Source organism: Paenibacillus riograndensis SBR5 (assembly GCF_000981585.1).
GTDB classification, from domain to species: Bacteria; Bacillota; Bacilli; order Paenibacillales; family Paenibacillaceae; genus Paenibacillus_AQ; species Paenibacillus_AQ riograndensis.
In genome coordinates this window covers 5,174,159-5,199,562 of record NZ_LN831776.1, presented here as the reverse complement: position 1 = coordinate 5,199,562, position 25,404 = coordinate 5,174,159, and the positions used below count along the sequence as shown (strand labels likewise).

Below are 25,404 nucleotides of genomic sequence, written 5' to 3'. Positions count from 1 at the left end.
GGATGAATGATCCTGAACCTACCGTTATCGGTAAAATCAGCTATACCAATTCCTGGCCGGTATTTCACAATTTCCACACCTCTTCCTTAAGCTTTCCCGCAGAGATGGTGAGCGAGGTGCCAGCCGTTCTTAATCAAGGTATGACCAGCGGAAGTATTCATGTGGGAGCCTTGTCCTCTTTTGCCTACGCGGCTGCAAGCGAACGGCTGCTGCTGCTGCCGGATTTGTCGGTTAGCTCCGATGGACCGGTGAAGTCCATTCTGATGTTTTCACGTGTGCCGCTGGCACAGGTCGCCTCAGGAACGATTGCTGTAACCAATACTTCGGCCACATCGGTCAATTTGCTGAAGATCCTGATGGCAAAAGCATTGAACGGCAAACCTGAATATATCAGCGCCGCACCTGATCTGGACCAGATGATGGCCGGGGCGGATGCCTGCCTGCTGATCGGTGATCATGCGATCCGGGCTTCGTGGCAGGATCAGGGCTATATCGTTACTGACCTTGGCGGGCTGTGGAAGGAATGGACCGGATTCGGGATGACTTTTGCCGTCTGGGCCGTGAACCGGGAGGCTGCCCGAATGAGACCGGAGGCAGTGGCTGAAATCGCCGACGCCTTTGTGGAGAGCAAGAGACGCGGCCGGCAGAATCTGGCGCCCATTATCCGGGAGGCCTGCTCAGCTATCGGGGGTTCAGCAGCCTATTGGGACACGTACTTCCGTAATTTATGTTATGACTTTGGGGAAAGGCAACAGGAAGGGCTGAACCTCTATTTCCGCTACGCCTACGAGCTGGGTCTGCTGCAGCGTGAAGTGAAGATGGAGATGTGGAGCCAAAATCTGCTGACACGGGTGAACGAATGAAACGAATGCAAATGTTTGGCTTGCTGAACAAGGATATGGATCAGATCGAAAAAGAGCTCTACCGCAGCGTACAGGGGGACGATGATCTGCTGACAGAAACGTCCCTGCACCTGCTGAAGGCAGGCGGCAAAAGGCTGCGCCCGGTCTTTGTGCTGATGGGCGGCAAATTCGGGCAATATGACCTGGAGAAGCTAAAGCGTGTTGCCATACCGCTGGAGCTGATCCACAGCGCCTCGCTGGTTCACGACGATGTCATCGACGATGCAGAGCTGCGGCGCGGAGAGCTGACGGTCAAAGCGAAATGGGGCGATAAAATCGCCATGTATACCGGGGACTATATATATGCCAAGGCGCTGGTAATGACCTCGGAGCTGGGCAATCCGCGAATACACCAGATCCTCTCCAAGGCGATGGTGGAAATGTCCATCGGAGAGATGGAGCAGATCCGTGACTTCTTCAACAGCGAGCAGAGCGTGCGCCATTATCTGCGGCGCATCCGCCGCAAGACGGCGCTGCTGATTGCCATCAGCTGCCAGCTTGGTGCGCTGGCCGCGGATGCGGAGCCGAATACGGCCAGGCTGCTCTATGATTACGGATATAACGTCGGCATGGCGTTCCAGATCCGTGACGATCTGCTCGATCTTTCCGGGACGGAGAAGCAAATCGGCAAACCTCCGGGCAGCGACATGCGGCAGGGCAATATTACACTGCCGGTGATATACAGCCTGGAAGACCAGCGGCTGCGGAGTGCGCTGCTTACAGAGCTGGCTTCCATCCGTGAAGGCAATAGCGGCGTGGGGCGCGCCATCGATCTGATTCTGTCGGGTGAAGGCATTGCCAGGGCAGAAGAGCTGGCATCCCGCTACATTGCCAAGGCGCTTGAGGCGCTGGACCAGCTGCCGAACAACCGGACGAAGCGCAATTTGAAGGATATTGCTTTTTTTGTGACAGGGCGGTCTTATTAATCTGCAGAATTTAAAATATTAAGCGTTCACAGATGGCATGGTTTCTGATACTATCAGAAAAACAGCTTATTATTCATTAGGAATAATAGAAAATGGAGAGTGACTCTATGGAGCAAACGTATCTGATGATAAAACCGGATGGGGTGCAGCGCGGATTGATTGGGCGGATTGTGGCCCGTCTGGAGGACAAAGGATTCAAGCTGGTTGCCGCGAAGCTGATCATCATTACAGAAGAGCAGGCGAAGAAGCATTACGCTGAACATGAAGGGAAGGATTTCTTTCCCGAATTAGTGCGCTTTATTACCTCTGGACCTGTATTTGCCATGGTCTGGGAAGGGGATGACGTAATCGCGCTGTCCCGGTTGATGATCGGCAAAACCAAGGTGGGGGAAGCTCTGCCGGGTACGATCCGCGGAGATTATGCCAGCCACACCCCTCTGAATTTGATTCATGGTTCGGATTCCCCGGAAAGTGCGGCACGTGAAATCGCCAATTTCTTTGCTCCGGATGAACCGGCGGATTACAACAAAGACATCGCGGCCTGGATGTAGGTTCAGGCGGGAGGCAGGGAAAAGAAATGGCTGAACGAGAAGAAGCAGCAACAGCACCAGACCCGGATTACACCGGATTTATCCATAACGTTAAGCAAAGCACCGGAATTGACCTGGCGCAGTATAAGGAAGCGCAGATGAAACGGCGTCTGACCACGCTGCGGATGAAGAACGGCTATCAGTCCTTCAGCGATTTTTTCGCCGCAATGATGAAGGACAAAGCCTTGTTCTATGAATTCCTGGACCGCATGACCATCAATGTCTCGGAATTCTGGCGCAACCCGAACCGCTGGGAGGTCCTGCGGGATGTCATTCTGCCTGAACTGCAGCGTTCGGGCCGCAGGCTGAAGCTGTGGAGCGCTGCCTGCTCCACCGGCGAAGAGCCGTACACACTGGCGATGATCCTCTCCGACAAAAACATTCTGGCCCAGACCGGCATTCTGGCGACAGACATTGATGACGGGGCACTGGCCAAAGCGAAGCAGGGCATCTACCTGGAGCGGTCGCTGAAGGATGTGCCGAAGGATGTCGCCGGCCGCTATTTTACACCGGAAGGGCCGGTGTTCAAGGTCAGTGAAGGACTCAAGAAAAATATCGATTTCCGCAAGCAGAACCTGCTGCTGGATAAGTTTGATGAAGGCTTCGACTTGATCATCTGCCGCAATGTCATGATATATTTTACGGAGGAAGCCAAAAACAAGCTGTACCATAAGTTTTCAGCCAGCCTGCGTCCGGGCGGGTATCTGTTCGTAGGCAGCACGGAGCAGATTTTCACGCCGGCGCAGTACGGATTCGAATCGACGGAAACGTTCTTTTACCGCAAGAAATAAAGCAGCTTTATAGAGTGAACTTGAAAAACGAACAAAAGGGAAAAGGGATGGAGGGGAAGTTTGGATACTTACGGAGCGAATGCGTCCGCCTTTGTCTGCGGATTTCCACCGCGAACAGCGATAACAATCAAGAAATCTGCAGATGGGCAGCGGCCGGAAGTCCAAACATTCACTGGAGTCCCGACGAAGTCCCTAAAATGTAAATATCTTAAGTTCACTCTATATATGTCCCGCAAAAAGGCATTCCTTAGGGATATACGTATACTTTCGCCTGTTTTCAGTGATACTGGACAGTAGAGGTTGATTACGCGAGTCATGCGAAAGGTCGTACAATCCGATGGATAAAAGCAAGGTCATAGATGCCTACAGACGCGGCTTTCTGACCGTACGTGAATGCGGGCAAATTCTCGGTGTTGAAGAGCGGCAGCTGCAAAGTCTGCTCGCGCTTGAAGCTGACAAGGCGTCATGCCTGCCGCCAAGCCGGAGAATCGGCAGTTGAGGACCGGATTCTCCGGGTACACTGCAGCGTCGTCTTTACTCGGAAGAGTAGAGGCGGCGCTGTTCTTTTTCGTGCCGGATACGGGCAGGCCGGGTGTATCCCTTTCTTGTCAAAGCGGATTCCCTATACTATAATGAGCAAAGACATTTAACATTTTAGCGGTTTACAGTTTAAAAGTGTGAAGGGGGAACGCAGCATGAGTTTACGTTACTTAACAGCGGGGGAAACGCACGGCCCCCAGCTTACAGCTATTATTGAAGGACTGCCCAGCAATTTGACACTTGATTTTGAAGAGCTTAACTTTCAACTGCAGCGGCGGCAAAAAGGGTACGGGCGGGGACGCCGGATGCAGATCGAAAAGGATTCGGCAGAAATCGTCGGCGGTGTCCGTCATGGTTACACCACGGGTGCTCCTGTAGCTCTGGTTGTGGAGAATAAGGATTGGACCCACTGGAAAAATATTATGAACATCGAGCCTATTCCCGGCAGCGATGAAGAGAAGCGGCGTGTGAACCGTCCCCGTCCCGGACATGCGGACCTGAACGGCGGACTGAAATATAATCTGACAGACCTCCGGAATGTGCTTGAGCGCTCCAGCGCCCGCGAAACGGCGGCCAGAGTGGCTGTAGGTGCCGTAGCCCGGCAGCTTTTGGCTGCGTTTGGCGTGAAGATTGCCGGACAGGTGATCCGTATCGGTGAAATTGAAGCGCCTGCAAATGATCTGCCGGTTGATGAGCTGATCGAGCAGACAGAAGCTTCTTCGGTGAGAGTTGTGGATAAAGAAACTGAGAAGAAGATGGAAGCTTACATAGATAAGATCAAGGAGGAAGGCGACTCCATCGGCGGCATCGTGGAATGTATCGTTGAAGGCCTGCCGGTCGGCCTGGGAAGCCATGTACAGTCCGACCGCAAGCTGGATGGTGCCATCGCCGGTGCAGTAATGTCCATCAACGCCTTCAAGGGTGTGGAAATCGGCATTGGTTTTGAGGCAGGCAAGCTGCGGGGCTCGCAGGTCCATGATGAGATCATGTATGAAGCATCCCGGGGGTACTACCGGGCGAGCAACCGTCTGGGCGGCTTTGAAGGCGGAATGACCAACGGGATGCCGGTTGTGGTCCGCGGAGTGATGAAGCCGATTCCGACGTTGTACAAACCGCTGCAGAGTGTCGATATCGACACGAAAGAGCCTTTTACCGCCCAGGTGGAACGTTCAGACGCCTGTGCTGTGCCGGCTGCATGTGTGGTGCTTGAGAATGTGGTGGCCTGGGAGATCGCCAAAGCCTTTATGGACAAGTTCGGCGGGGACTCCATTGAGGAGATCAGAGCCAACTACAACAATTACCAGGCACAGCTGGAGAGCTACTAATGATGCGCAGCATTACGGTAGAACTCGGTGAACGTTCCTATCCGATCCACATCGGAAGCGGACTCTTGCGTGACATTGGCCAGCATTGTGTGAAGGCCGGGTTCCCGCTCCGCAGTCCGCTGCTGATCGTCAGTGACAGCGAAGTGGCCCCGCGGTATCTTCCCGTGGTTGAGGCCGCCCTGCGCGGAGAAGGATATGCTGTAGTCAGTCATGTGATTCCGGCCGGAGAGGCCTCCAAATCACTGGCTGTGTATGAAGAAGTCATCACAACGGCAATCCAGGCCGGCCTGGACCGCAGTTCAGCCGTACTGGCGCTGGGCGGCGGTGTGGTAGGGGATCTGGCGGGATTTGTAGCCGCAACTTTCATGCGCGGAATAGGCTTCATTCAGATTCCTACTACCATATTGGCTCATGACAGCAGTGTAGGCGGCAAGGTGGCGGTGAATCACCCGCTGGCGAAGAATATGATTGGCGCCTTCTATCAGCCGTCGCTGGTGCTGTATGATTTGGATACCCTGAGCACGCTTCCGCCGCGCCAGATCTCTTCGGGACTGGCTGAAGTGGTGAAGCACGGTCTGATTCTGGACCGTGACTTTGCTTACTGGTGCCTTGAACATGCTTCTGAACTGCTCTCCCTGAATACAGAGGCATTGGGATACGCGCTGGAGCGGGGCTGTGCGATCAAGGCCCAGGTCGTCAGCAATGACGAGCGGGAGCATGGGCAAAGAGCGTTTCTGAACCTTGGGCATACGATCGGACACGCGATTGAAGCCGTAGGCGGATACGGTGTATTCCTGCACGGCGAAGCCATTGCCATCGGAATGGCAGGTTCTGCACTGCTCGCCGCCAAGCTTGGCCGGGAACGGGCGATTTATGAGGATACCATTGCCATGCTGTCAGCACTCTCGCTTCCCGTGAAATTGCCTGCGGAGTACAGCGAGGATGAGCTGATGGAAGCGATGATGCATGACAAGAAATTCAAGGAAGGCAAGATGACCTTTATCGTGCCGGATTCAATCGGCGCTGTCAGCATCGTGAATGATGTGCAGCCGAGCGCCGTCCGCGAGGTTCTCGCGCAGCTTAAGAAGGAGGGAAGCCCGTGGTAAACCGGGGAATACGCGGTGCAACAACCGTAACCAACAATGAGGAAAACGAGATCTTGCGCGAAACGGTTGTACTGCTGCGCGAGATTGTGGAGCGAAATGATGTCATAGCGGAAGATATCTGCAGCGTGTGGATTACGGTGACGGGAGATCTGGACGCCACCTTTCCGGCGCGGGCCATCCGGGAAATTGAAGGCTGGGACCTGGTGCCGCTGATGTGCTCCGTGGAGATTCCCGTCAAAGGCGGCCTGCCGAAGTGCATCCGGCTTATGGTGCAGGTCAACACCGATAAATCGCAGCGGGATATCCGCCACGTCTATTTGAATGAAGCCCGGAAGCTCCGTCCGGATCTCTCACAGCAGAAGTAACAAATTTCTTGTGCGGGGTTGCCATGGACCAAAGCCATCATGTATAGTGTAGTTAGCCGAGTGAAGCAGAGTTTAGTTAAGCTGAGTTGAGTATAGTTGAGCAGAGTGCAGAATTTTAGTTGAGTCCAGGCATCATACCGTTTGGTTTGCAGTTCTCTTTGAGGTACGCTTTAGTGCTGATTTGCGCTATCGCCGGATTTTTCTATGGGAGAAGTGCATCTTTTGCGATGGTGATATGCCGCTCCTTTGCGCTTTTTCATATACTTACTTACACAAACCTCTACTTCGGTAGAGGTTTTTCTGTATTTCGGACAATATAAACCAACAACCTAAGGAGGCATCCCAAGTGACGAATCCAAGAGTAGAAGAAGTGCTGTCGCTGTCGCGGGAATATAATCTGATCCCTGTAGTTACGCGGCTGCTCGCCGATATGGAGACACCCATCCGGTTATTCCAGCGGTTTGCCGGGCAGGACCGGGCCTTTTTGCTGGAGAGTGTAGAGGGCGGGATACAATGGGCCCGTTATTCTTTTATCGGCAGTGACCCCTTCCTGATGGTCTCCGGCAAAAAAGGCGAAGTCCATGTAGAGGTCGGCGGCGAGAAGAGACGGCTGTCCGGCAAACCCGTCGAGGAGCTGAAAGCACTGCTCCGCTCATACCGCAGTCCCAAGCTGGACGGGATGCCTCCTTTTACAGGCGGGGCCATCGGATTCTTCGGCTATGATCTGCTGCAGTATTATGAGAAGCTCTCCGCCCACGCAGTCGATGATTTGAATATGGATGATATCCGCTTCATGTTCTGCGACCGCATTATCGTATTCGATCATGTGAAACAGCAGATTCTCCTGGTGGGCAACCTGCATATCAAGGACGGGGATACGGATTCCGATATCCGGGCCGGATATGAGGAACTGAGCCGGAAGCTTGAGAATATGGCTGAAGAGCTTCAGAAGGAAGGACCGAAGGAAAACGTCAACCGGCGCAGCATTCCACAGGACATTGAACTGGGCGAGATCCATTCGAACCTTACCAGGGAACAGTACATCAGCAATGTGGAACAGGCGAAGGAATATATCCGGGCGGGGGATATTTTTCAGGTGGTGCTGTCCCAGCGGCTGCACATTGAAACAGAAGTATCTCCGCTGCATGTCTACCGGATGCTTCGGACGCTGAATCCTTCACCCTATATGTATTATCTGAAAATGGATGAGGAAATCATCGTCGGCACTTCACCCGAGGCGCTCGTCAAGGTGGACGGAGGCCGTGTGGAGACCCGTCCCATCGCCGGGACCCGTCCCCGTGGTGAGAACGAAGCGCAGGACCGGGCGCTGGCCGCTGAACTGCTGGAGGACGAGAAGGAACGGGCAGAGCATCTGATGCTGGTGGATCTGGGCCGCAATGACCTGGGCAGAGTATCCAAATTCGGTACGGTAAAATGCGATTCCTTCATGGAAATCGAGAGGTACTCGCATGTGATGCATATCGTCTCGAATGTGTCAGGGACACTCGACGAGGGCAAGGATTTCTTCGATGCCTTCCTCTCCTGTCTTCCGGCAGGAACGGTATCGGGTGCGCCGAAGCTGCGGGCGATGGAAATCATCGCCGAACTGGAACGGGAAGCGAGAGGCGCTTACGCCGGAGCCATCGGCTATCTCGGATTTTCCGGAAATATGGATTCCTGCATTACAATCCGCACCATCATTTTCCGCAAAGGCCGGGCTTATGTGCAGGCTGGGGCAGGGATCGTGTGGGATTCGGTTCCCGAGAAGGAATATGAGGAGACCGTCAACAAGGCCAAAGCGATGCTGAAGGCGATCCGGATGGCAGAAGCCATGTTCCCGGCCGAAGTTAAAGAAAAACAGGTAATCAACCAGGATTACATGTATGAATATACCCCTTGATCCCGGCGGGTCAAGCGGAACCGCTATATGAATTCCAGAAGCCTGAGATGGCACAATGAACAGGAGGAAACCAGGATGGACGCAAACCAAAGGATACAATCAGGGATTGCCAGCATAATCGAGGGCCGGGATCTCAGCCGGCTGCAGGCGCGGGAGATTATGGGGTCAATTATGGAAGGGTCGGCCTCAGCGGCGCAGATTGGCTCGCTGCTGACGGCACTCCGGATTAAGGGGGAAACCGTTGAAGAAATCACCGGGTTCGCGGAAGCGATGCGGGGGTTCAGCACACATGTGGCTACGGAACGGTCCCAGCTGCTGGATACCTGCGGGACCGGCGGCTCGGGCATCCATAAGTTCAATATTTCCACAGCCTCGGCCATTATATCATCTGCAGCTTCCGTCAGAGTCGCCAAACACGGCAATCGTTCCGCCTCCGGCAGAGCGGGCAGTGCCGACGTGCTTGAGGCGCTTGGAGTCAATATTCATCTGAATGCGGAACAGGCCCGGCAGTGCCTGGACAGCATCGGCATCTGCTTTCTGTTCGCGCAAATCTACCATCCGTCGATGAAGCACGCTGCAGCGCCGCGCAAGGAGCTGGGGTTCCGCACCGTATTCAATATGCTGGGACCGCTGACCAACCCGGCAGGCGCGGACCGTCAGCTGATGGGAATCTACGACAGGGACAAAACACAGACTATAGCCCATGTGCTGAAAGAGCTGGGTTCCAAGCGTGCGATGATTGTAAGCAGCCTGGACGGCCTGGATGAGATCAGCATTTCCGCTCCCACACAGGTGTCTGAACTGAAGAACGGTATGGTAACGACTTATGAGATCACCCCTCAGGAATTGGGACTAAGCACACATCCGCTGGAGAATGTGCTCGGCGGTGATGCGGCCGTAAATGCGGCCATCATTACCGGAGTACTGCAAGGAGATGTGAATCCTTACCGTGATATTGTCCTCGCCAATGCGGGCGCCTGCATTTATGTGGCTGGACTTGCGGATACCTTGCAAGAGGGCGTGGAACAAGCAAAGGCTGTAGTAGATTCCGGCGCTGCGCTGCTGAAGCTGGAGCAGCTCAAAGCCATGACGAAGGAGCTTGATTATGTATCTTGAGCGGATTGTTGCCACCAAAATCAAAGAAGTAGAAGTCCTAAGCACAACGTTCTCCTTGGAGGAGGCCAAACGTCAGATTGCCGCCTTGCCCCCTACAAGGGGATTTCGAACAGCGCTTACGAAGTCGCGGAACAGATCCATGGGGCTGATTGCCGAAGTAAAGAAGGCCTCTCCGTCCAAAGGCCTGATCCGGGCGGATTTCGATCCGGTGTCTATCGCCAAGGGGTATGAAGCGGGAGGGGCGGATTGTTTATCCGTCCTTACGGATAAAGATTATTTTCAGGGCAGCGGCGCTTATCTGCAGCAGGTTAGGGAGGCGGTAAATCTTCCGCTGCTGCGCAAGGATTTCATTATCGATGAACGCCAGATCTACGAAGCCCGGCTGCTGGGTGCCGACGCGGTGCTGCTGATCGCCGCCATTCTGACGCCTGAACAGCTGATTTCGTTCACGGATACAGCTGCCTCGCTGGGACTCGATATCCTGATTGAGATTCATGACCGGAGCGAGCTGGAGGCCGTTCAGGCCACCGGGAAACTGGAGCACCCGGGGGTGCTGCTGGGGATTAACAACCGTAATCTGCGCACGTTTGAGACGGCACTGTCTACCACAGCTGAGCTTGCTGCGCTGCTTCCCGGCTCAGTTCCCGTGATCAGCGAGAGCGGAATAGCCGGACCCCGGGATATTGATTATCTTAGAACCACCGGAGCCAGCGGCGTGCTGGTCGGAGAATATCTGATGCGCCAGCCGGATGTGGAACAGGCAGTGAACGGGCTGCTTGGTGCGCTGCCGGAAGGAAAGGAACGTGCCGCCCGTGGCTGAGACGCTGGTAAAAATCTGTGGACTTCAGGACGTTGAAGTGCTAAAATCTATGAAGCGATTACCTGTGGATTATATCGGGTTTGTGTTTGCAGAGAGCCGCCGCAGGGTGAGTCCCGGACAAGCGGCAGAGCTTATTGCCGGGCTTGCGGAATGGGAGAACGGAAACCCTCCGCTTGCTGCCGGAGTGTTTGTGAATCCTACACTTGCTGAGCTTGCAGCGCTGCTCTCCACCGTTCCGCTGAAGGTCATTCAGCTGCATGGCCGGGAGAGTGCGGAATTGTGCCGGGCCGTCAAGGCGGCTTTTCCCCAGGTGCAGGTATGGAAGGCTCTTTCGGTAGCCAAAAGCAATGCCGAGTCTGATGCGGACGGTCCGCATGCTCTTCAGCAATATGCCGGTGCTGTTGATGCTCTGCTGCTGGATACCTATGACCCTGCCGGCAGCGGCGGCTCCGGGCAGACCTTTGACTGGGGGAAGATCCCTTCGTATCAACAGGCGGCTTCTGAATATGGCCTGCCACTATTTGTCGCCGGCGGATTGCATCCGGATAATGTGCGTGAACTGCTGGACGGCTATGCTCCCTACGGTGTTGATGTTTCAAGCGGAGTAGAGAGCGGCGGGGTTAAGGATCTTATCAAAATGACGGCTTTTGTGGAAAGGGTGAAGCAATCATGATACAAGTACCGGACAAGAATGGGCGTTTTGGTTCTTTTGGAGGCCGCTTCGTTCCTGAAACGCTGATGAATGCGCTGATTGAGCTGGAGGAAGCCTACAACAGGTTTTCCGCCGATCCGGCTTTTCAGAAGGAAGTGGATTATCTGCTCAAGCAATATTCCGGACGCGAGACTCCGCTCTATTATGCGGAACGTCTCAGCAAGCATCTGGGAGAAGCTAAAATATACTTGAAACGGGAAGATCTCAACCATACAGGCGCCCACAAAATCAACAATGCAATCGGCCAGGGCATACTCGCCAAGATGATGGGCAAAACCAAAGTCATCGCCGAAACCGGAGCAGGCCAGCATGGTGTGGCCACAGCTACAGTAGCAGCGCTGCTCGGAATGGAGTGTAAGGTGTTCATGGGCGAAGAAGACACACGACGCCAGGCGCTGAACGTCTTCCGCATGAAGCTGTTGGGGGCTGAAGTCATTCCGGTGACTTCCGGTTCGCGGACACTGAAGGACGCAGGGAATGAGGCGCTCAGATACTGGGTCAGCAACGTGGAAGACACCTTCTACGTGCTGGGTTCTGCTGTAGGCCCGCATCCGTATCCGATGATGGTCCGCAATTTCCAGCGGATTATCGGGGATGAGACACGGCGCCAGATTCTGGAAGCCGAAGGCAGGCTGCCGGATTTGCTGGTCGCAGCAGTGGGCGGCGGCAGCAATGCGATCGGCATGTTCTATCCGTTCATGGAGGATAAGCAGGTCGGGATGATCGGGGTGGAAGCAGCCGGCAAAGGCGTGGAGACTCCCTTCCATGCGGCAACGATGAGCAAAGGGACCCGGGGAGTCTTTCAGGGCTCGCTAAGCTATCTGCTGCAGGATGAGCATGGACAAGTACAGGAGGCGCATTCCATATCCGCCGGTCTGGACTATCCCGGAGTAGGACCTGAACATTCCTACCTCAAAGATGTCCACCGTGCCCAGTATGTACCCGTTACGGATGATGAAGCACTGGAAGCCCTGAAGCTGCTCTGCGTAACCGAAGGGATTATTCCGGCGCTTGAATCCGCCCATGCCCTTGCGCATGTTGTGAAGCTTGGACCGACATTGACCAAGGATGATCTCGTGGTGATCTGTTTGTCGGGACGCGGGGACAAGGATGTTGAGTCGATTATGGCCTACACGGAAGGGGCGGGTAAGTGATGACAATCGAAACGACGAACCGGATGGATGTGGCCTTCCGCAGACTGAAGGAGGAGGGCCGGACAGCGCTGATTCCGTTCCTGACTGTAGGCGATCCTGATCTGGAGACTACGCTTGAGATTATCGCCGAGCTGGAGGCGGCAGGGGCGGATATTCTGGAGCTGGGCGTGCCTTATTCCGATCCGCTGGCGGACGGTCCTGTAATTCAGCGCGCATCTTCCCGGGCCTTGCGCGGCAATATCAATCTGCGCACCTGCATGGAAACTGCGCTGAAGGCCCGGCAGGCGGGCAGCAAGCTGCCTTTTATTCTGTTCACCTACTACAATCCGGTCATGCAGATGGGGCTGGACAACTTTTTCTCCCTGCTGGATGCCCATGAGATCAGCGGACTGATCATACCTGATCTTCCGGTGGAAGAGTCAGAGGATATGCGCCAGCGCAGCCGTGCTGCAGGAGTAAATCTGATTCCGCTTGTAGCGCCTACGTCCAGCGAGCGGATTGCGCGGATTGTCGCCGGGGCAAGCGGTTTTGTGTACTGCGTATCTTCGCTTGGAGTTACAGGAGAACGCTCTTCCTTTCATTCCGGAGTGGATGACTTCATTGCTTCTGTCCGCCAGGCCACGGACCTTCCGGTGGCGGTGGGCTTTGGGATCTCGACCGGTGAGCAGGTAGCGCGGTTTGCCCGTATCTGCGACGGTGTAGTGGTAGGCAGCGCTATCGTCCGCAAGGTCGAGGATGTTATACCGCTTCTGGACAATCCTGCTACCCGAAGTGAAGGACTGTTGCAAATTCGTGAATTTGTGGCACAATTAAGACCATAACAGTCTGCTGGCAGGCCCTGAAACAGCTGGAGATATTGATGGAGAGCGAGGACCGTTCATGAACCCGAAACCGAATATTGTTAACCTCCCTGTATATAAGCCGGGGAAACCTATTGAGGAAGTGAAAAAGGAGCTGGGCTTAAACGATGTCATTAAGCTGGCCTCCAACGAGAACCCGTACGGGTCTTCGCCAAGTGCAAAAGCCGCCATCCTGGCGGAGCTCGACAACCTGTATCTGTACCCTGACGGTTCGGCTGCTGAATTGACGTCAGCGCTGGCCGGTCATCTCGGAGTGCAGAGCGGCAATATCATCTTTGGCTGCGGCTCGGATGAGATTATCGCCTTGATCGCCCGGGCATTTTTCCTGCCGGGAGACGAGACGATTATGGCAGACCAGACCTTTTCCGTATATAAAAGCAATGCCGATATCGAAGGAGCAGTCTCCATCGAAGTGCCTCTGGCGGACGGTACGCATGATCTGGATGCGATGCTGGCCCGGGTTACAGAGCGGACCAAGGTCATCTGGATCTGTAATCCCAATAACCCTACCGGGACGATCGTGCCCGAGGAAGCCCTAATTACATTCCTGAATGCGGTGCCGTCCGGGGTGATGGTTGTCCTGGATGAAGCGTATTGCGAATATGTGACGGATCTTTCGTACTCGAATGGAATCAAGCTGCTGGAATCCTATCCGAACCTGGTTGTACTGCGCACCTTCTCCAAGATTTACGGCTTGGCTGCTCTGCGCATCGGGTACGGGGTGGCAAGTCCGCAGATTATCTCCTTGATCAACAAGGTGCGTGAACCGTTTAATACCTCGCGTCTGGCACAGGCCGGAGCACTCGCTGCGCTTGCTGACCAGGAATACGTACAGGAGTGCCGCCGTCTGAACAGTGCGGGCATTCTCCAGCTTCAGGCTGAATTCAAGCGGCTGGACCTTGCATTCTTCCCGGCGCACGGCAATTTCATCATGGTGGATGTGCGGAGGCCGGCAGCCGATATTTTTGATGCATTGCTGCGGCGCGGGATTATAGTGAGAGCAGGGCATAAGCTGTACCCGACCTATATTCGCGTCACCGTCGGTTCGGCGGAGCAGAACAAGGCTTTTATCGCTGCGCTGGAGCAGGTGCTTCAGGAACAGGGCGTACAAGTCTAACGGGCAGCATATAAGACGAATCTACAGAAGGCAGGTAGTTCAAAGAACATGACGACAAAAATAGCAATTTTCGGTGTCGGTCTGATCGGAGGCTCTCTGGCCCTTTGCTTCAAAGGCAAGGAGGGCCTGACCGTTGTAGGCCATGCCCACCGTCCTGAATCGGCACAAAAATATGTCAGCAGAGGTGTGGTCGATCAGGCCACACTTTCACTTGAGGAAGCGGCACTGGATGCCGATTTCATTTTTTTATGCGTGCCTGTAGGCATGCTGGAGGATTATTTGCAGCGCCTTAGCAAGCTGCCCTTGAAGCCGGGCTGTATTATCACGGATGTGGGCAGCACCAAGGCGACGATTGCCGCCTGTGCGCTGTCGCTGGACCTTCCCGGGGTCCATTTTATCGGTGGACATCCCATGGCGGGGTCGGAGCGTTCCGGCGTGGAGGCCGCTTCTTCGCTGCTGTTCGAGAACGCCTATTATGTGTTGACACCCCCTCCGGGAGTGCCAGAGGAGGCTTATCAGACGCTTGAGGCTTTGCTTTTACATACCAGAGCGCAGATTGTCCGGCTTGATCCGGAGCGCCACGATGAGATTGTCGGAGCCATCAGCCATTTGCCCCATATCATTGCGGTTGCGCTGGTGAATCAGATCCGGGCGTATGACGACACGGACTCCCTGTACAGCACCTTGGCGGCCGGGGGCTTCCGTGACATCACACGGATCGCATCCAGCGACCCGATCATCTGGAGAGATATTCTTCTCAACAACCGCCCGGTCATGCTTCGTCTGCTGAAGGATTGGAATGATGAGGTTTCCTCATTCGTGCAATTGCTGGAGAATGCGGACGGGGAGGGGATTGAGGAAGCGTTTCTTGAAGCGGGCGGCTTCCGCAGCCAGCTGCCGGAGCGGCGCAAGGGGATGATTACTCCGCTGTTCGATCTGCATATCGATGTCCCCGATCATCCGGGGATTATCGGACGGATTGCCACAGAGCTGGGCGATCAGGGCATCAACCTCAGCAATGTGCAGATTATCGAAAGCCGCGAGGATGTGCCGGGCATAATGCGCCTGTCCTTCCGCCAGGAGAACGATATGGAACGGGCAAAAATTCTGCTGCAGCACCACGATTATACAGTGTACGTGTAAGCTTGGATAATATCCCCTTTAAGCAACTACGCTCCAAAGCCCATGGCTAACAGGAGCGGAGAAGTGAGCTTGAAGGGGATTTTTTGCAGCGGAAGGCTTTAACTCTGGAGAAGCGGCGAATGAATTCCAAGTGTATCCCAATTGGGTGTCGGAATGCCTGCTCTGCTCTTTAAATCAATAAAGGCTTGATATAATGCAGACATCTCGTCAGCGGACACCGCTTTATCGCCCAGGAGAATTTTGCCGACAGGGGTGGACAGCATTATCTTCAGCATGATATAGAACATTTTCCTTTGCTTCCGGGCTAATTTCAGTTGACTTGCAGGCGTAACCGTATATCCGAGCTTCTCCAAGACTTGATGGCCCTCATCTACAGCAGCAATGACCTGATGAAGCAGCTTATTGTCTTTTGCAGCCTTCCGCAAATCACCGTTATGGGCAGGCGCAATGAAATTCAAAGGCAGGATCATCATAAAGTGACTTTTCAGCCATTCATCCATGTTCTGGTGATAGACCAATTTATATTTGGTGTTCACAAAAGCCTGGTCAATCACCGTCCGCCAAGGCAAATCTTCACCTAGACCGCCGATGGTCATTTGTACCTGAGGTCCGCGCACGGTGAACATCCGGCCGGGCTCCCTCCATCCGGCACTCACTTGGAATCCAAAGGCAACCTGCTTTTGAACCGGACTGTTGGCCTGCAAATAGTCTCTCATCTCTGTGGGGTTGGCATTATTCCCTACGAGTACCACCCGACTGCTGTGGTTCGCTGCAAGTGCAGGCAGTACTGAGTGGAAATCCGGATATTTCATCACGACAAAAACAAGGTCGTAAATATCCTCCGGCTGCAGTTCACTGATCACATTCACCTTGTCAGCCGTAGTGCGGAACTGGAAATAATGCCGGATCACGTTTCCGTGCTTTTGCAATTCATCCAGCCGCGCACCCCTGGCCAGCATGGTCACGTTGTTGCCTCCACGCACCAGCACATGGGCTAAGTAGCTTCCCAACACCCCGGCCCCGTACACCAATATTTTCATTGAATCGTTCCTCCGTATCCTATTGCATATTTTGTATAAAGTTTTTAAATATTGAGTCATATATTTAAAAATTATCACAACTCGATTCTAGTCCTGACACAAACCGTCTGTCAATAGGTTTTTAAATCAAGGTGCTAATATTTCAAAATTTCAGAATTCATGTTATAGTAAGCTTAATCAACAAATGCGGGATGTGGGTAAAGCGGTATGAACAAATTTGAAATAAGAACACAAACGAAGAAGGATGCAATTGTTGCAGCAGCCCTAAGGCTTTTCCAGGAAAAAGGCTTCACCCACGTCAGTATAAAAGACATTGCTGCTGAATCCGGCGTATCCTCTGTGTCACTATATAACTATTTCGGCAACAAAGAAGGGGTAGTCAGGGAATGTGCGAATGTCCTGATGCAGAATTCCGTCCGCAAGGCCAAGGAACTCCTGGGCCAAAATATCGGATTCAAAGATAAAATGCTCCGGGCGTTGGAGATTTGTGCCGATCAGGATTATCAATTGCTCAGTTCCCCGGGGGCAGTAGAGGATCAAGTGTTATCAAGTCTCTATAATGAAAATACAAACCGGATCAGAGTCGAAATCATTCAGGAGTTCATCGGGCAGGGGAAAAGTGAAGGGGTTATAGATGCTTCTGTTTCTATGGATACCATATTGGAATTATTATGTGCGATTGGTCCGCTCCAATCATCCTGGGCCAAAACTGAAAATTACAAGGATAAAATGGCAGAGCTTAACCGTCTGCTCCTGTTTGGATTACTTGGAACTTAAATTCAGAATTTAATCTTTAAAAAAAGTGTTGACAGGATGTAAACGGATACATATAATAAAAGTACAGTATGGTTTCTCTCCACTCCTATCCAAATACTACACGGTTCCAAGAAATTGTGAACTGTAACCGCTTATAATGTAAGCGGTCTTTTTTTTGCCTATTTTTAGCATCATCTGGAGGAATATAATAAATATTGCAAAATTCCGAATCCATGCCCCGCGTTCCATCATTCGACCCCACGCGACCCCACGCTTGAAAATCCGACGCATTCCGCTGCAATGAGTCTATTAATGTCATCCTGTTAGAATATGTGCTATACTAGACTAGGTATGTTTATAGTTTCCAGAGATATATCAAGCGAACCGGTATTTGGATGGCCGATCCATCCATGGACTTGCGTTTTTCTTTCTGTATTTACTTACAGAGTGCCTTATTTGCCGGGTAACTGAATATACATAGAAGTAATGCCTTTAAATTTGTGCAAATTTGCAGGAAAACCGCAACTTTTTACGCCCCGGCCGGTATAAGAATTATGGACCGGACGGGATTACACGTGCTAGGGCGAGGAGGGCCGAACTCACCATGACGGATTCCCAGTTGATCCAGCTAATCAAACAAGGTAACACAGAGATATATTCAGAATTAATGCGGCGTTACCAACGTAAAATACTGGCTTTTGTCTACCATATGCTCAAGAATTCCCACATGGAGCTTCTTGCGGAGGATTTATGCTCGGAGACCTTTTACAAGGCGTTCCGGAGCCTGCATTCTTTCCGGGAAGTAGATGCATCATTCTCAACATGGCTGTATACGATTGCCCGGAATACAGTGCTTAGCGAGCTGCGCAAGAACCGTGCCGGAAATGTGTCACTTGAGGAAAGCGGGTATACGCCGGTAGCCCCGATTGAGGTGGCTCCAGAACAGGCTGCGCTCCGCAAAGAGCGGATGAACCTGGTCCGTGAAGCGATTAATAATCTGCCGGAGAAACAGCGTTCCGCGCTGATACTGCGGGAATACGATCAAATGGACTATCAGGAAATTGCAGAGATTCTGGACCAGAGTGTCAGCTCCGTGAAATCATTATTGTTCCGTGCCAGGAGCAGTGTGAAGCTCCAACTCGAGTCCTATTTTTATGAGCCTGAAATAGAGGAAGATCAGCAGGCTGAGAGGGTGTAAGGCCTATGAATTGCAGGGAAGCGCAGGATTCCATTCCGCTTTTGTGGGACGCTCCCCCCACGGACCCTAGGCGGATTTTGCTTGAAAGGCATATTGTGAATTGTCCCTACTGTTCCGCTGAATGGGCGTTATGGCAGGAGAGCAGTGAGCTTATGCGGGAAACACAGATTGAAATCAGCGAAGAACGTGCGGAGGCTGTGAATCTTCGGGTGATGGAGCGGATTTATCTGGAAAGTCCCTGGCTTATGCCGGGGGATGGTAAATCTGCCGGGAATTCTGCTGCTTTCCGCCGCCGGCTCAGTCTCTGGATTGCCTGTTTTCTGGCTGTTTTTATATCCAGCTTTTTGTATTTTACAATGTTCAAAACACCCGCCAATACTACTGTGGCGCAGAGCGGGATTGTGGAGACCGGTGTAGCCGGCTTGTCTCTGGATTGGTCCTCCTCGTATCCTGACTCTGAATCGGGCGGAGGGATCATTGAACCGCTCGTGGTGAGCATGGGTCCAACCCATCCGCAATATTGGATGATGCTGTCCATGCTCGGAGTAGGCCTGTCGATATTTTTGCTGTACCGGTTGAACCGTTACCGCAGACATTAAGAAGCCCTCTTTACTCCCAGGTAAAGCGGGTTTTTTGTTGTGATTTTACAGGACAAACCTAATTAACATTTCAAAAAGAAGACATTTGTTTTCATTCGTGTTACATTATTAAGCAAACATAAGGGAAGGGCAAGGTGATTGTGATGCTGATTGGCTTAATCCGCCATGGGCTGACGGACTGGAATGCGGAAGGCAGGATACAAGGACAAAGCGACATTCCGCTCAACGATGAAGGCCGGAGGCAGGCTGAAATGCTGGGGGATCGGCTTCTGCAGGAAACTTACCGTTGGGACTACTGTATCACCAGCAGTCTTTCCCGTGCTGCAGAGACAGGCAAAATTATCGCGGCCAAACTGGGTATTCCATTGCTTGAACCGGATGAGCGCATCCGTGAGCGGGCCTATGGGCAGGTTGAGGGGATGACTGCTGCACAGCGTGAAGAGAAATGGGGCAAAGACTGGAATCTGCTGCCGCTTGGACAGGAGTCGGATGAGCAGCTTCAAGCGCGGGCCTTGGCTTTTATGGAGGAAATTGCAGCGCTTTACCCCGATAAGAACATACTTGTTATCTCGCATGGAGGCTTTCTGGCCCAGCTCTACATCGCCTTATATAAGGATAAATACTCAGAGCGTCTCGGCAATCTCTCGCTTACAATACTGGAAAAGAAAGAGAAGGAATGGAATCCGCTGCTGTACAATTGTACACGCCATATTCTGCAACAACAGCATTAACCCGACCCTTCGGGTTATTTTTTTTGAGCCATAAGGAATAAAAAGGGCAGTATTTCCCATAATGGTAGTAAAACGGTGAGGCGATAAATGATGAATCTGGCGGATATGCTTAACTTTGCAGACATTAGTCAGCTTACCGCCATTGCGGGACGCTACCAGTGTGATTGCAAACGGAATTCCAAACATGATTTGATTCAGAGTATATTGATCACACTGGGGAGCCGCCAGTTTATGGAATCCCATATCCGGGAATGCGCTCCTGAAGACCTGCGGTTTCTCAATACGCTGTTGTTCGACGAACGCAGCCAGTTCAGTCTTGAGGATTTGCTGGCTGCGGCGAGGCAGGCTTCCTTCGATACAGCTCCCGGCAAAAGCGGGGGGTACCGGGAGATGGTGGCAAGGTTCAAAAACAGCGGTTGGCTCTTTAGCGGCGCTTCTCAGCAGAGCAGATATTTGTTCCGGGTTCCGCAGGATCTGAAAACCCGCTTCCGCGAACGGATGGGCGATTATCTGAGGGAACAAATCCCTCCCGTCGGAGAGCCTGCGATTTACCGGAGTGAAGGCGAGATGCTAGCGGGTGACCTGCTGCTCTTTCTCCGCTATATCCAAGAGAATGAGCCGGAGCTGAACCAGGAAGGTGCGCTGCACAAAAGGTATCAGCAAGGGGTCATGAACGCGATCCAAATTCCTGAACCCCTTCTCGGTAAAGGCGGCTGGAGATTCGGCTATGGAAGAGCCTGTGAGCATTACCCGCCCAGACTGGCTCTGATCGTGGATTACGCCCGCCACCGCCGCTGGACTACCGAGGCAGGCTACCGTTTGAAGCTGACTTTGGCCGGAGAAACGCTGCTCGAACAGGGGAAAACCGAAAAGCTGATACAGTTATACTCCTTTTGGTTAAAACTGTATAAAGGCGCTATACCAAATCTGCCGTCCCTCGTATACTGGATAAGTGTAAGTGCGGGGAAATGGGTTGCCGTAGCCTCACTTGTAGAGAGTCTGGGCTGGCTGGTCAAGCCGTTTTATTACGATGATGCCGCATCGATTCTGGAACAGCGCATCATCCGGATGATGCTTCATCTGGGAATGCTCCGCCTCGGCGAAACACCGGATGGGCCGGTGGTTATGATGACGCCGTGGGGGCTGGAGGCGGCTGTGCCGAAGCAGCTGCAATAGGCAGGGGGGAGAAAAATGCGGATTGGTTATGGGAACTACATACCGCAGCTTGACGAGTCTGTATACGTGGCGGAGGGTGCGAAGCTGGTAGGTGACGTAAGAATTGGACGACAGTCCAGTGTCTGGTTCAACGCCGTCCTCCGGGGGGATTTAGCTCCGGTAATAATCGGCGACCGCTGCAATATCCAGGATGGTACCGTGGGGCATGTGGCAGAAGGACTGCCGCTGGTATTGGGGGATGACATATCGGTCGGCCATTCTGCAATCATCCATGGCTGCAGGATAGGCAAAGGTACATTAATCGGAATGGGTGCAATTGTATTGAACGGTGCGGAGATTGGTGAATATGCTTTAATAGGAGCCGGTTCTATTGTAACCGAAAACAAAATCATTCCGCCCTATACCCTATCACTCGGTTCACCTGCCAGAGTGATTCGTGAATTAACGGAGCAGGATCTTCAGAGGATGGCCCGCACATGCGAGAGCTATGTACTTAAAGCAAGTGAATATGGAAGGATCTAAACAGCGGAGGTGTATCGAATGGACAAAATGAAGGCTACCTATGAAGTGATGCTAGGACTTGCGGCAGAAATGGTGTGGGATGAAGCGCTGCGAAAGCGTCGTACCGACATCTTGTACCGGGAGATCGACACGGCGCTGGCTGCCGGAGATAAGACGGCGTTCCGCAATCTGACGGAGGAATTGAAAAGTCTGGCCTAAGAATAATACGGGAAATGCGCCTGGCGCATTTCTTTTTTTGTTACAATGAAATCTCATAAGGAACTTATATCATAAAAAAGGATGAGTGTGATGAAATTCAGTGATTTTACGGCCGAGAGCTGGCTGGAGAACCGGAAGTACTATGATACCTGCCTGCTCCCGTATACAGGACTTAGCGGCATGGAGAGTCCGCCTGAAGCCGCGGAGGCATTGGAGAGATTGCGTGACTTTTTGGATCTCGTGGAAAAACCATATCAGGGCCGTATCGTGACCTACCCGGCTTTACAGTACAATGGGGCCGAAAGCGCAGCTTTTATAAATGAGGTTTGCCGAAAAGTCAAATCCAGCGGTTTCCAGTATGTGATTGTGCTGTCAGCGGACCTCTCTCTGGCCGGGAGCGGGATTATTGAAAGCGATTTAGTTCTCTCCCTGCCTGACGTTGAGGCTTTTCAGCACAAGCCGGTGAGAAGCTGCATCAGAGATGAAATCGAGGCGTTATGGAACAAATGAAACAGGTCTAAATGTGACAAAAAATCAACAATTTATAAAGAAAATTAAAAATGGGGTCGTCACAATTTAGACAATATTCTTGACGGGTTTTGGAGGCTAAGCTATGATTAGATTGAACTTGTGACATGTGATAATTATCATTGTAAACGGATTATTTACAGAAAATTGCATTAGTTTTACACTGCAGGTGCCTTCTCAAAAGTGAAAAGGGGGTTACACACCGTATGAGCAGCCATAATAACGAGCACGAGTCAATTCCACAAGGACCTCCCAGCCGGAAAGAGATGTCCAGGCGGCAGTTTTTAACGTATACACTGGGAGGGGCAACGGCATTTATGGGAGCAGGTGCGATTCTGCCCATGATCCGTTTCGCGGTGGACCCGGTATTACATAAGAAAGGTGCGGGGGAATTCATCAAGGTAGCCGAGACTGCCAAGATAACCGATGTCCCGCAAGAGTTCACCTTCGAACTTCCCCAACAGGACGGGTGGTATGCCAGTACAGCTACGCTGACGGCGTGGATCCGCAAAGACGAGAACGGAGAAATTTATGCGCTTTCACCAATCTGCAAGCATCTGGGCTGTACGGTGGGCTGGAACAATGACAAGGCGTATCCGGATGAATATCACTGCCCATGCCATGGAGCCAGGTATACGAAGATCGGCAAAAATCTGGCTGTAGCCCCCAAGCCCCTGGACCAGTACAAAACCAAAATTGATGGAGACTGGGTCTATCTGGGTGAGATCGTCCCCAATACAGAGGTTAAAAAGGAGGCGTAGATCTGATGTTTAAAAATGTCTACAACTGGATTGATGAACGTCTGGATATTACGCCGATCTGGAGAGATGTCGCCGACCATGAAGTTCCTGAACATGTCAATCCGGCCCATCACTTTTCGGCATTTGTGTATTGCTTCGGCGGCCTTACTTTTTTTATTACCGTCATTCAAATCTTATCCGGCATGTTCCTCACGATGTATTATGTCCCGGATATTATCAACGCTTATGCCAGTGTGGAATATCTGCAGACCAAGGTTGCTTTCGGGCAAATTGTCCGCGGCATGCATCACTGGGGAGCGAGCCTCGTCATTGTCATGATGTTCCTGCATACCATGCGGGTATTCTTTACCGGATCGTATAAAGCTCCGCGTGAGATGAACTGGGTAGTGGGCATGCTGATTTTTTTCGTCATGCTGGGCCTTGGCCTCACCGGTTATCTGCTGCCTTGGGACAATAAAGCCTATTTTGCCACCAAGGTAACCCTTGAGATTGCAAATTCCGTACCGGTCATGGGGCCGGTGCTGAAGGAGCTGATGCAGGGCGGCACGATTGTCGGAGCGGAAACGCTGACCCGTTTTTTTGCACTCCATGTATTCTTTCTCCCGGCGGTCCTGCTTATTCTGCTCGTCGGACACTTTATTATGATCCGCAGACAGGGGATTTCTGGCCCGCTCTGAGTTCCGGCCACAGCTAAAGGAGGAAATGCAATGGCTCACGGAGACAACTCCAAGGAAAAGATTGTATATGTGGGGGATTCACGGGTGCGCAGGGGCAGCGGCTTCATTACGCCGCCGGATTACACAGCCTATCCCGGAAAATCGGAAGCATTTATCCCTAACTTTCTGCTAAAGGAATGGATGGTGGGGGTAGTCGTGCTGGTGGGCATACTCGTTCTGACGATTTCTGAACCTGCCCCGCTGGGGTTCCCTGCAAATGCCAACGCCACGGTCATTCCGATTCCCGACTGGTATTTCCTGTTTCTGTACCAGTATTTGAAGCTGCCTTATGCATCCGGCGATTATATCGTGCTGGGAACACTTGGCGTGACCGGTGTAGCTTTTGGCTCGCTGCTGCTGGCTCCTTTTCTCGACACGGGCCGGGAGCGCCGCTTCTACCGCCGTCCGATTGCTTCCTCGCTGATGTTCCTGTCCCTGATCGCAATCGTCTATCTGACCAACACGGCCTGGACGGAATACAAGCATGAAATGGCCGAAACCGGCCAGATACCTGAAGATGTGCAGCGTGAGGAAAAAGCGGCTGAGAACAAGGCCAAGGGCTTGCCGACCACCAGTGCGGTGCAGGCCAAAAAAATTGCTATTGTGGACAAGGATGATCCGGCAATGGGGCTGTTCAAGCAAGCCACCTGCGTAACTTGCCATGCGGTGGATATGAAAGGTGCCGGAGGGCCGTCTCTGCGCGGTGTGGGCGACACCCATGATAAGGAAGCAATCCTCGCGATCATCAAAAATGGCCAGGGCCAGATGCCCCCGATGCACGATACTGCTATAGCAGCGGGGCTTAGCGAGCAGGATATTGACAGTCTGGCGGCCTGGCTTGCCAAACAAAAAAGCGAACAGTAAAATAATAATAACGCACCAACCTGATCGTACCTGCGGTCGGGTTTTTGTATGTAATCCTAAGAAGCTGCCACATTCGGGAGGTTAAAGATTGTATATGCCGGTTCACTGGTTTGAGAGACTGTTTAGGCACCGGGGAGTCATGTGGCTGCTCTTTATTGTGAATTTCCTCGGGACGATTTACGGGTACATATGGTATGGCAATCAACTGGAATTTACAGCGGGTAATTATCCCGTATGGCTGCTTCCCTTTGTTCCGGACAGCCCGACTGCGAGCCTGTTTTTTACGCTTGCCTTGCTGCTGCTGCTCTATCCTCCAAAAGGGATCAAAGGAACACTCGTGCGCGAGCTGATTGAGGCGCTGGCGGTGGTTACATCCGTGAAATACGGCATTTGGGCGGTCAGCATCATTTTTGCCGGCGGATACCAGGGAGATACAGTGAGCTGGAAGGACTGGATGCTGGTGGTTTCCCACACCGGAATGGCGGTTGAGGCACTGATCTACGCGCGGTTTTTCTCCTTCCGCAGAATGCTTCCCCTGGCATTGTTCTGGGCATTTGCCAATGACATGGTGGATTACTCGAAGGGGGTTTATCCCTGGCTGCCGGATGTGCTGGAGGACAATGTGAACGAAGTCCAATATTTCACCATTGGCTTAACCTTCTTTAGCACTGCAGCAGCTTGGCTGTTCGGGGGAAGGTCCAGAAGGACTGAGCCGCTGGACAGGCCCGCTGTGGGACGACGCTGACAGGCTTGGTAGTCCTGTTAGAACACTGAAAGGCACGGTAAGCCTGTTGGAGCGTTGAAGGGCTTGGTGGCCTGTTGGGACATTAAGAGCATGGTAATCCTGCCTCGAACACCAATAGGCTGACAGGACCGACAGTTCTGTTGGAGCACTGACAGGCTGTTCTAACTCTTGTCCTCCTGCCATACATTTAAGGTAGGAGGGAT

29 protein-coding genes are annotated in these 25,404 nt (G+C 52.6%); 28 read left to right on the top strand and 1 reads right to left on the bottom strand.

What is annotated here, in order from left to right:
• The first annotated feature begins 2 nt into the window (after positions 1-2).
• From PRIO_RS22065 to PRIO_RS21990, 16 genes are all read left to right on the top strand, one after another.
• The gene (locus PRIO_RS22065; protein ID WP_020427695.1) at positions 3-863 is read left to right on the top strand and encodes a menaquinone biosynthesis protein; all 861 of its coding nucleotides are present in this window, start codon (positions 3-5) and stop codon (positions 861-863) included.
• Positions 860-1,828 carry a polyprenyl synthetase family protein gene (locus PRIO_RS22060; protein WP_020427694.1) on the top strand — a complete coding sequence of 323 codons (969 nt, stop codon included), beginning with the start codon at positions 860-862 and terminating at the stop codon, positions 1,826-1,828. Before PRIO_RS22065 ends, PRIO_RS22060 begins: the two co-directional genes overlap by 4 nt.
• A 107-nt stretch (positions 1,829-1,935) precedes the next feature.
• Positions 1,936-2,379 carry a nucleoside-diphosphate kinase gene (gene ndk / locus PRIO_RS22055; protein ID WP_020427693.1) on the top strand — a complete coding sequence of 148 codons (444 nt, stop codon included), beginning with the start codon at positions 1,936-1,938 and terminating at the stop codon, positions 2,377-2,379.
• A gap of 26 nt (positions 2,380-2,405) precedes the next feature.
• Positions 2,406-3,209 (top strand): CheR family methyltransferase, encoded by an 804-nt coding sequence (locus PRIO_RS22050; RefSeq protein WP_046504708.1) that lies wholly within the window; start codon positions 2,406-2,408, stop codon positions 3,207-3,209.
• A gap of 337 nt (positions 3,210-3,546) precedes the next feature.
• Positions 3,547-3,708, top strand: coding sequence for a hypothetical protein (locus PRIO_RS36165; RefSeq protein ID WP_020427690.1), 162 nt, complete (start codon positions 3,547-3,549; stop codon positions 3,706-3,708).
• Positions 3,709-3,904: 196 nt separating this feature from the next.
• Positions 3,905-5,074 (top strand): chorismate synthase, encoded by a 1,170-nt coding sequence (gene aroC, locus PRIO_RS22040; RefSeq protein ID WP_020427689.1) that lies wholly within the window; start codon positions 3,905-3,907, stop codon positions 5,072-5,074.
• Between the two features lie 2 nt (positions 5,075-5,076).
• The gene (gene aroB / locus PRIO_RS22035) at positions 5,077-6,180 is read left to right on the top strand and encodes a 3-dehydroquinate synthase (protein ID WP_039787312.1); all 1,104 of its coding nucleotides are present in this window, start codon (positions 5,077-5,079) and stop codon (positions 6,178-6,180) included.
• Positions 6,174-6,545, top strand: coding sequence for a chorismate mutase (aroH, locus tag PRIO_RS22030; protein ID WP_020427687.1), 372 nt, complete (start codon positions 6,174-6,176; stop codon positions 6,543-6,545). The genes aroB and aroH overlap by 7 nt, the downstream gene beginning before the upstream one ends.
• 346 nt (positions 6,546-6,891) lie before the next feature.
• Positions 6,892-8,445, top strand: coding sequence for an anthranilate synthase component I (gene trpE, locus PRIO_RS22025; protein WP_020427686.1), 1,554 nt, complete (start codon positions 6,892-6,894; stop codon positions 8,443-8,445).
• A 75-nt stretch (positions 8,446-8,520) separates the two neighbouring features.
• A complete protein-coding gene (gene trpD / locus PRIO_RS22020; protein ID WP_020427685.1) occupies positions 8,521-9,561 on the top strand; it encodes an anthranilate phosphoribosyltransferase in 1,041 nt (346 codons plus the stop codon).
• Positions 9,551-10,381 (top strand): indole-3-glycerol phosphate synthase TrpC, encoded by an 831-nt coding sequence (gene trpC, locus PRIO_RS22015; RefSeq protein ID WP_020427684.1) that lies wholly within the window; start codon positions 9,551-9,553, stop codon positions 10,379-10,381. Before trpD ends, trpC begins: the two co-directional genes overlap by 11 nt.
• The gene (locus PRIO_RS22010; protein WP_039787310.1) at positions 10,374-11,054 is read left to right on the top strand and encodes a phosphoribosylanthranilate isomerase; all 681 of its coding nucleotides are present in this window, start codon (positions 10,374-10,376) and stop codon (positions 11,052-11,054) included. The genes trpC and PRIO_RS22010 overlap by 8 nt, the downstream gene beginning before the upstream one ends.
• Positions 11,051-12,247, top strand: a complete 1,197-nt coding sequence (trpB, locus tag PRIO_RS22005) for a tryptophan synthase subunit beta (RefSeq protein WP_020427682.1) — start codon at positions 11,051-11,053, stop codon at positions 12,245-12,247. The genes PRIO_RS22010 and trpB overlap by 4 nt, the downstream gene beginning before the upstream one ends.
• The gene (gene trpA, locus PRIO_RS22000; RefSeq protein ID WP_020427681.1) at positions 12,247-13,068 is read left to right on the top strand and encodes a tryptophan synthase subunit alpha; all 822 of its coding nucleotides are present in this window, start codon (positions 12,247-12,249) and stop codon (positions 13,066-13,068) included. The genes trpB and trpA overlap by 1 nt, the downstream gene beginning before the upstream one ends.
• Positions 13,069-13,126: 58 nt before the next feature.
• Complete coding sequence (gene hisC, locus PRIO_RS21995; protein WP_020427680.1) at positions 13,127-14,224, top strand: histidinol-phosphate transaminase; 1,098 nt, start codon at positions 13,127-13,129, stop codon at positions 14,222-14,224.
• A gap of 48 nt (positions 14,225-14,272) precedes the next feature.
• Positions 14,273-15,367: a prephenate dehydrogenase gene (locus PRIO_RS21990; RefSeq protein WP_020427679.1), complete on the top strand. Its 1,095-nt coding sequence runs from the start codon at positions 14,273-14,275 to the stop codon at positions 15,365-15,367.
• A gap of 98 nt (positions 15,368-15,465) precedes the next feature.
• Here the strand turns inward: PRIO_RS21990 and PRIO_RS21985 are convergent, their stop codons facing one another.
• Entirely contained in the window at positions 15,466-16,407 is a 942-nt protein-coding gene (locus tag PRIO_RS21985) for a ketopantoate reductase family protein (protein WP_020427678.1), read from the bottom strand.
• Positions 16,408-16,614: 207 nt separating this feature from the next.
• On the opposite strand from PRIO_RS21985, the gene PRIO_RS21980 reads away from it, so the two are divergent.
• The 12 genes from PRIO_RS21980 (at position 16,615) to PRIO_RS21925 (ending at position 25,201) form a co-directional block, all read left to right on the top strand.
• Positions 16,615-17,184 (top strand): TetR/AcrR family transcriptional regulator, encoded by a 570-nt coding sequence (locus tag PRIO_RS21980; RefSeq protein WP_020427677.1) that lies wholly within the window; start codon positions 16,615-16,617, stop codon positions 17,182-17,184.
• A gap of 583 nt (positions 17,185-17,767) precedes the next feature.
• Positions 17,768-18,361 carry an RNA polymerase sigma factor gene (locus tag PRIO_RS21975; protein WP_020427675.1) on the top strand — a complete coding sequence of 198 codons (594 nt, stop codon included), beginning with the start codon at positions 17,768-17,770 and terminating at the stop codon, positions 18,359-18,361.
• A 152-nt stretch (positions 18,362-18,513) separates the two neighbouring features.
• Positions 18,514-18,960: a hypothetical protein gene (locus PRIO_RS21970; RefSeq protein ID WP_052741507.1), complete on the top strand. Its 447-nt coding sequence runs from the start codon at positions 18,514-18,516 to the stop codon at positions 18,958-18,960.
• Positions 18,961-19,103: 143 nt separating this feature from the next.
• Complete coding sequence (locus PRIO_RS21965) at positions 19,104-19,691, top strand: histidine phosphatase family protein (RefSeq protein WP_039787303.1); 588 nt, start codon at positions 19,104-19,106, stop codon at positions 19,689-19,691.
• 90 nt (positions 19,692-19,781) lie between these two features.
• Positions 19,782-20,867, top strand: coding sequence for a hypothetical protein (locus tag PRIO_RS21960; RefSeq protein ID WP_039787299.1), 1,086 nt, complete (start codon positions 19,782-19,784; stop codon positions 20,865-20,867).
• A gap of 15 nt (positions 20,868-20,882) precedes the next feature.
• Positions 20,883-21,389, top strand: a complete 507-nt coding sequence (locus tag PRIO_RS21955) for a gamma carbonic anhydrase family protein (RefSeq protein WP_020427671.1) — start codon at positions 20,883-20,885, stop codon at positions 21,387-21,389.
• Between the two features lie 18 nt (positions 21,390-21,407).
• Positions 21,408-21,587, top strand: coding sequence for an IDEAL domain-containing protein (locus PRIO_RS21950; protein WP_020427670.1), 180 nt, complete (start codon positions 21,408-21,410; stop codon positions 21,585-21,587).
• Positions 21,588-21,677: 90 nt separating this feature from the next.
• On the top strand, positions 21,678-22,097 hold the full coding sequence (locus tag PRIO_RS21945; protein WP_046504693.1) for a DUF2487 family protein: 420 nt from the start codon (positions 21,678-21,680) through the stop codon (positions 22,095-22,097).
• Positions 22,098-22,321: 224 nt separating this feature from the next.
• On the top strand, positions 22,322-22,876 hold the full coding sequence (locus PRIO_RS21940; RefSeq protein ID WP_020427668.1) for a Rieske (2Fe-2S) protein: 555 nt from the start codon (positions 22,322-22,324) through the stop codon (positions 22,874-22,876).
• 5 nt (positions 22,877-22,881) lie between these two features.
• Positions 22,882-23,553, top strand: coding sequence for a menaquinol-cytochrome c reductase cytochrome b subunit (gene qcrB / locus PRIO_RS21935; RefSeq protein ID WP_020427667.1), 672 nt, complete (start codon positions 22,882-22,884; stop codon positions 23,551-23,553).
• 30 nt (positions 23,554-23,583) lie between these two features.
• Entirely contained in the window at positions 23,584-24,456 is an 873-nt protein-coding gene (locus PRIO_RS21930) for a menaquinol-cytochrome c reductase cytochrome b/c subunit (RefSeq protein ID WP_046504690.1), read from the top strand.
• Positions 24,457-24,550: 94 nt separating this feature from the next.
• Positions 24,551-25,201: a DUF1405 domain-containing protein gene (locus tag PRIO_RS21925; protein WP_046507277.1), complete on the top strand. Its 651-nt coding sequence runs from the start codon at positions 24,551-24,553 to the stop codon at positions 25,199-25,201.
• Positions 25,202-25,404 lie beyond the last annotated feature (203 nt).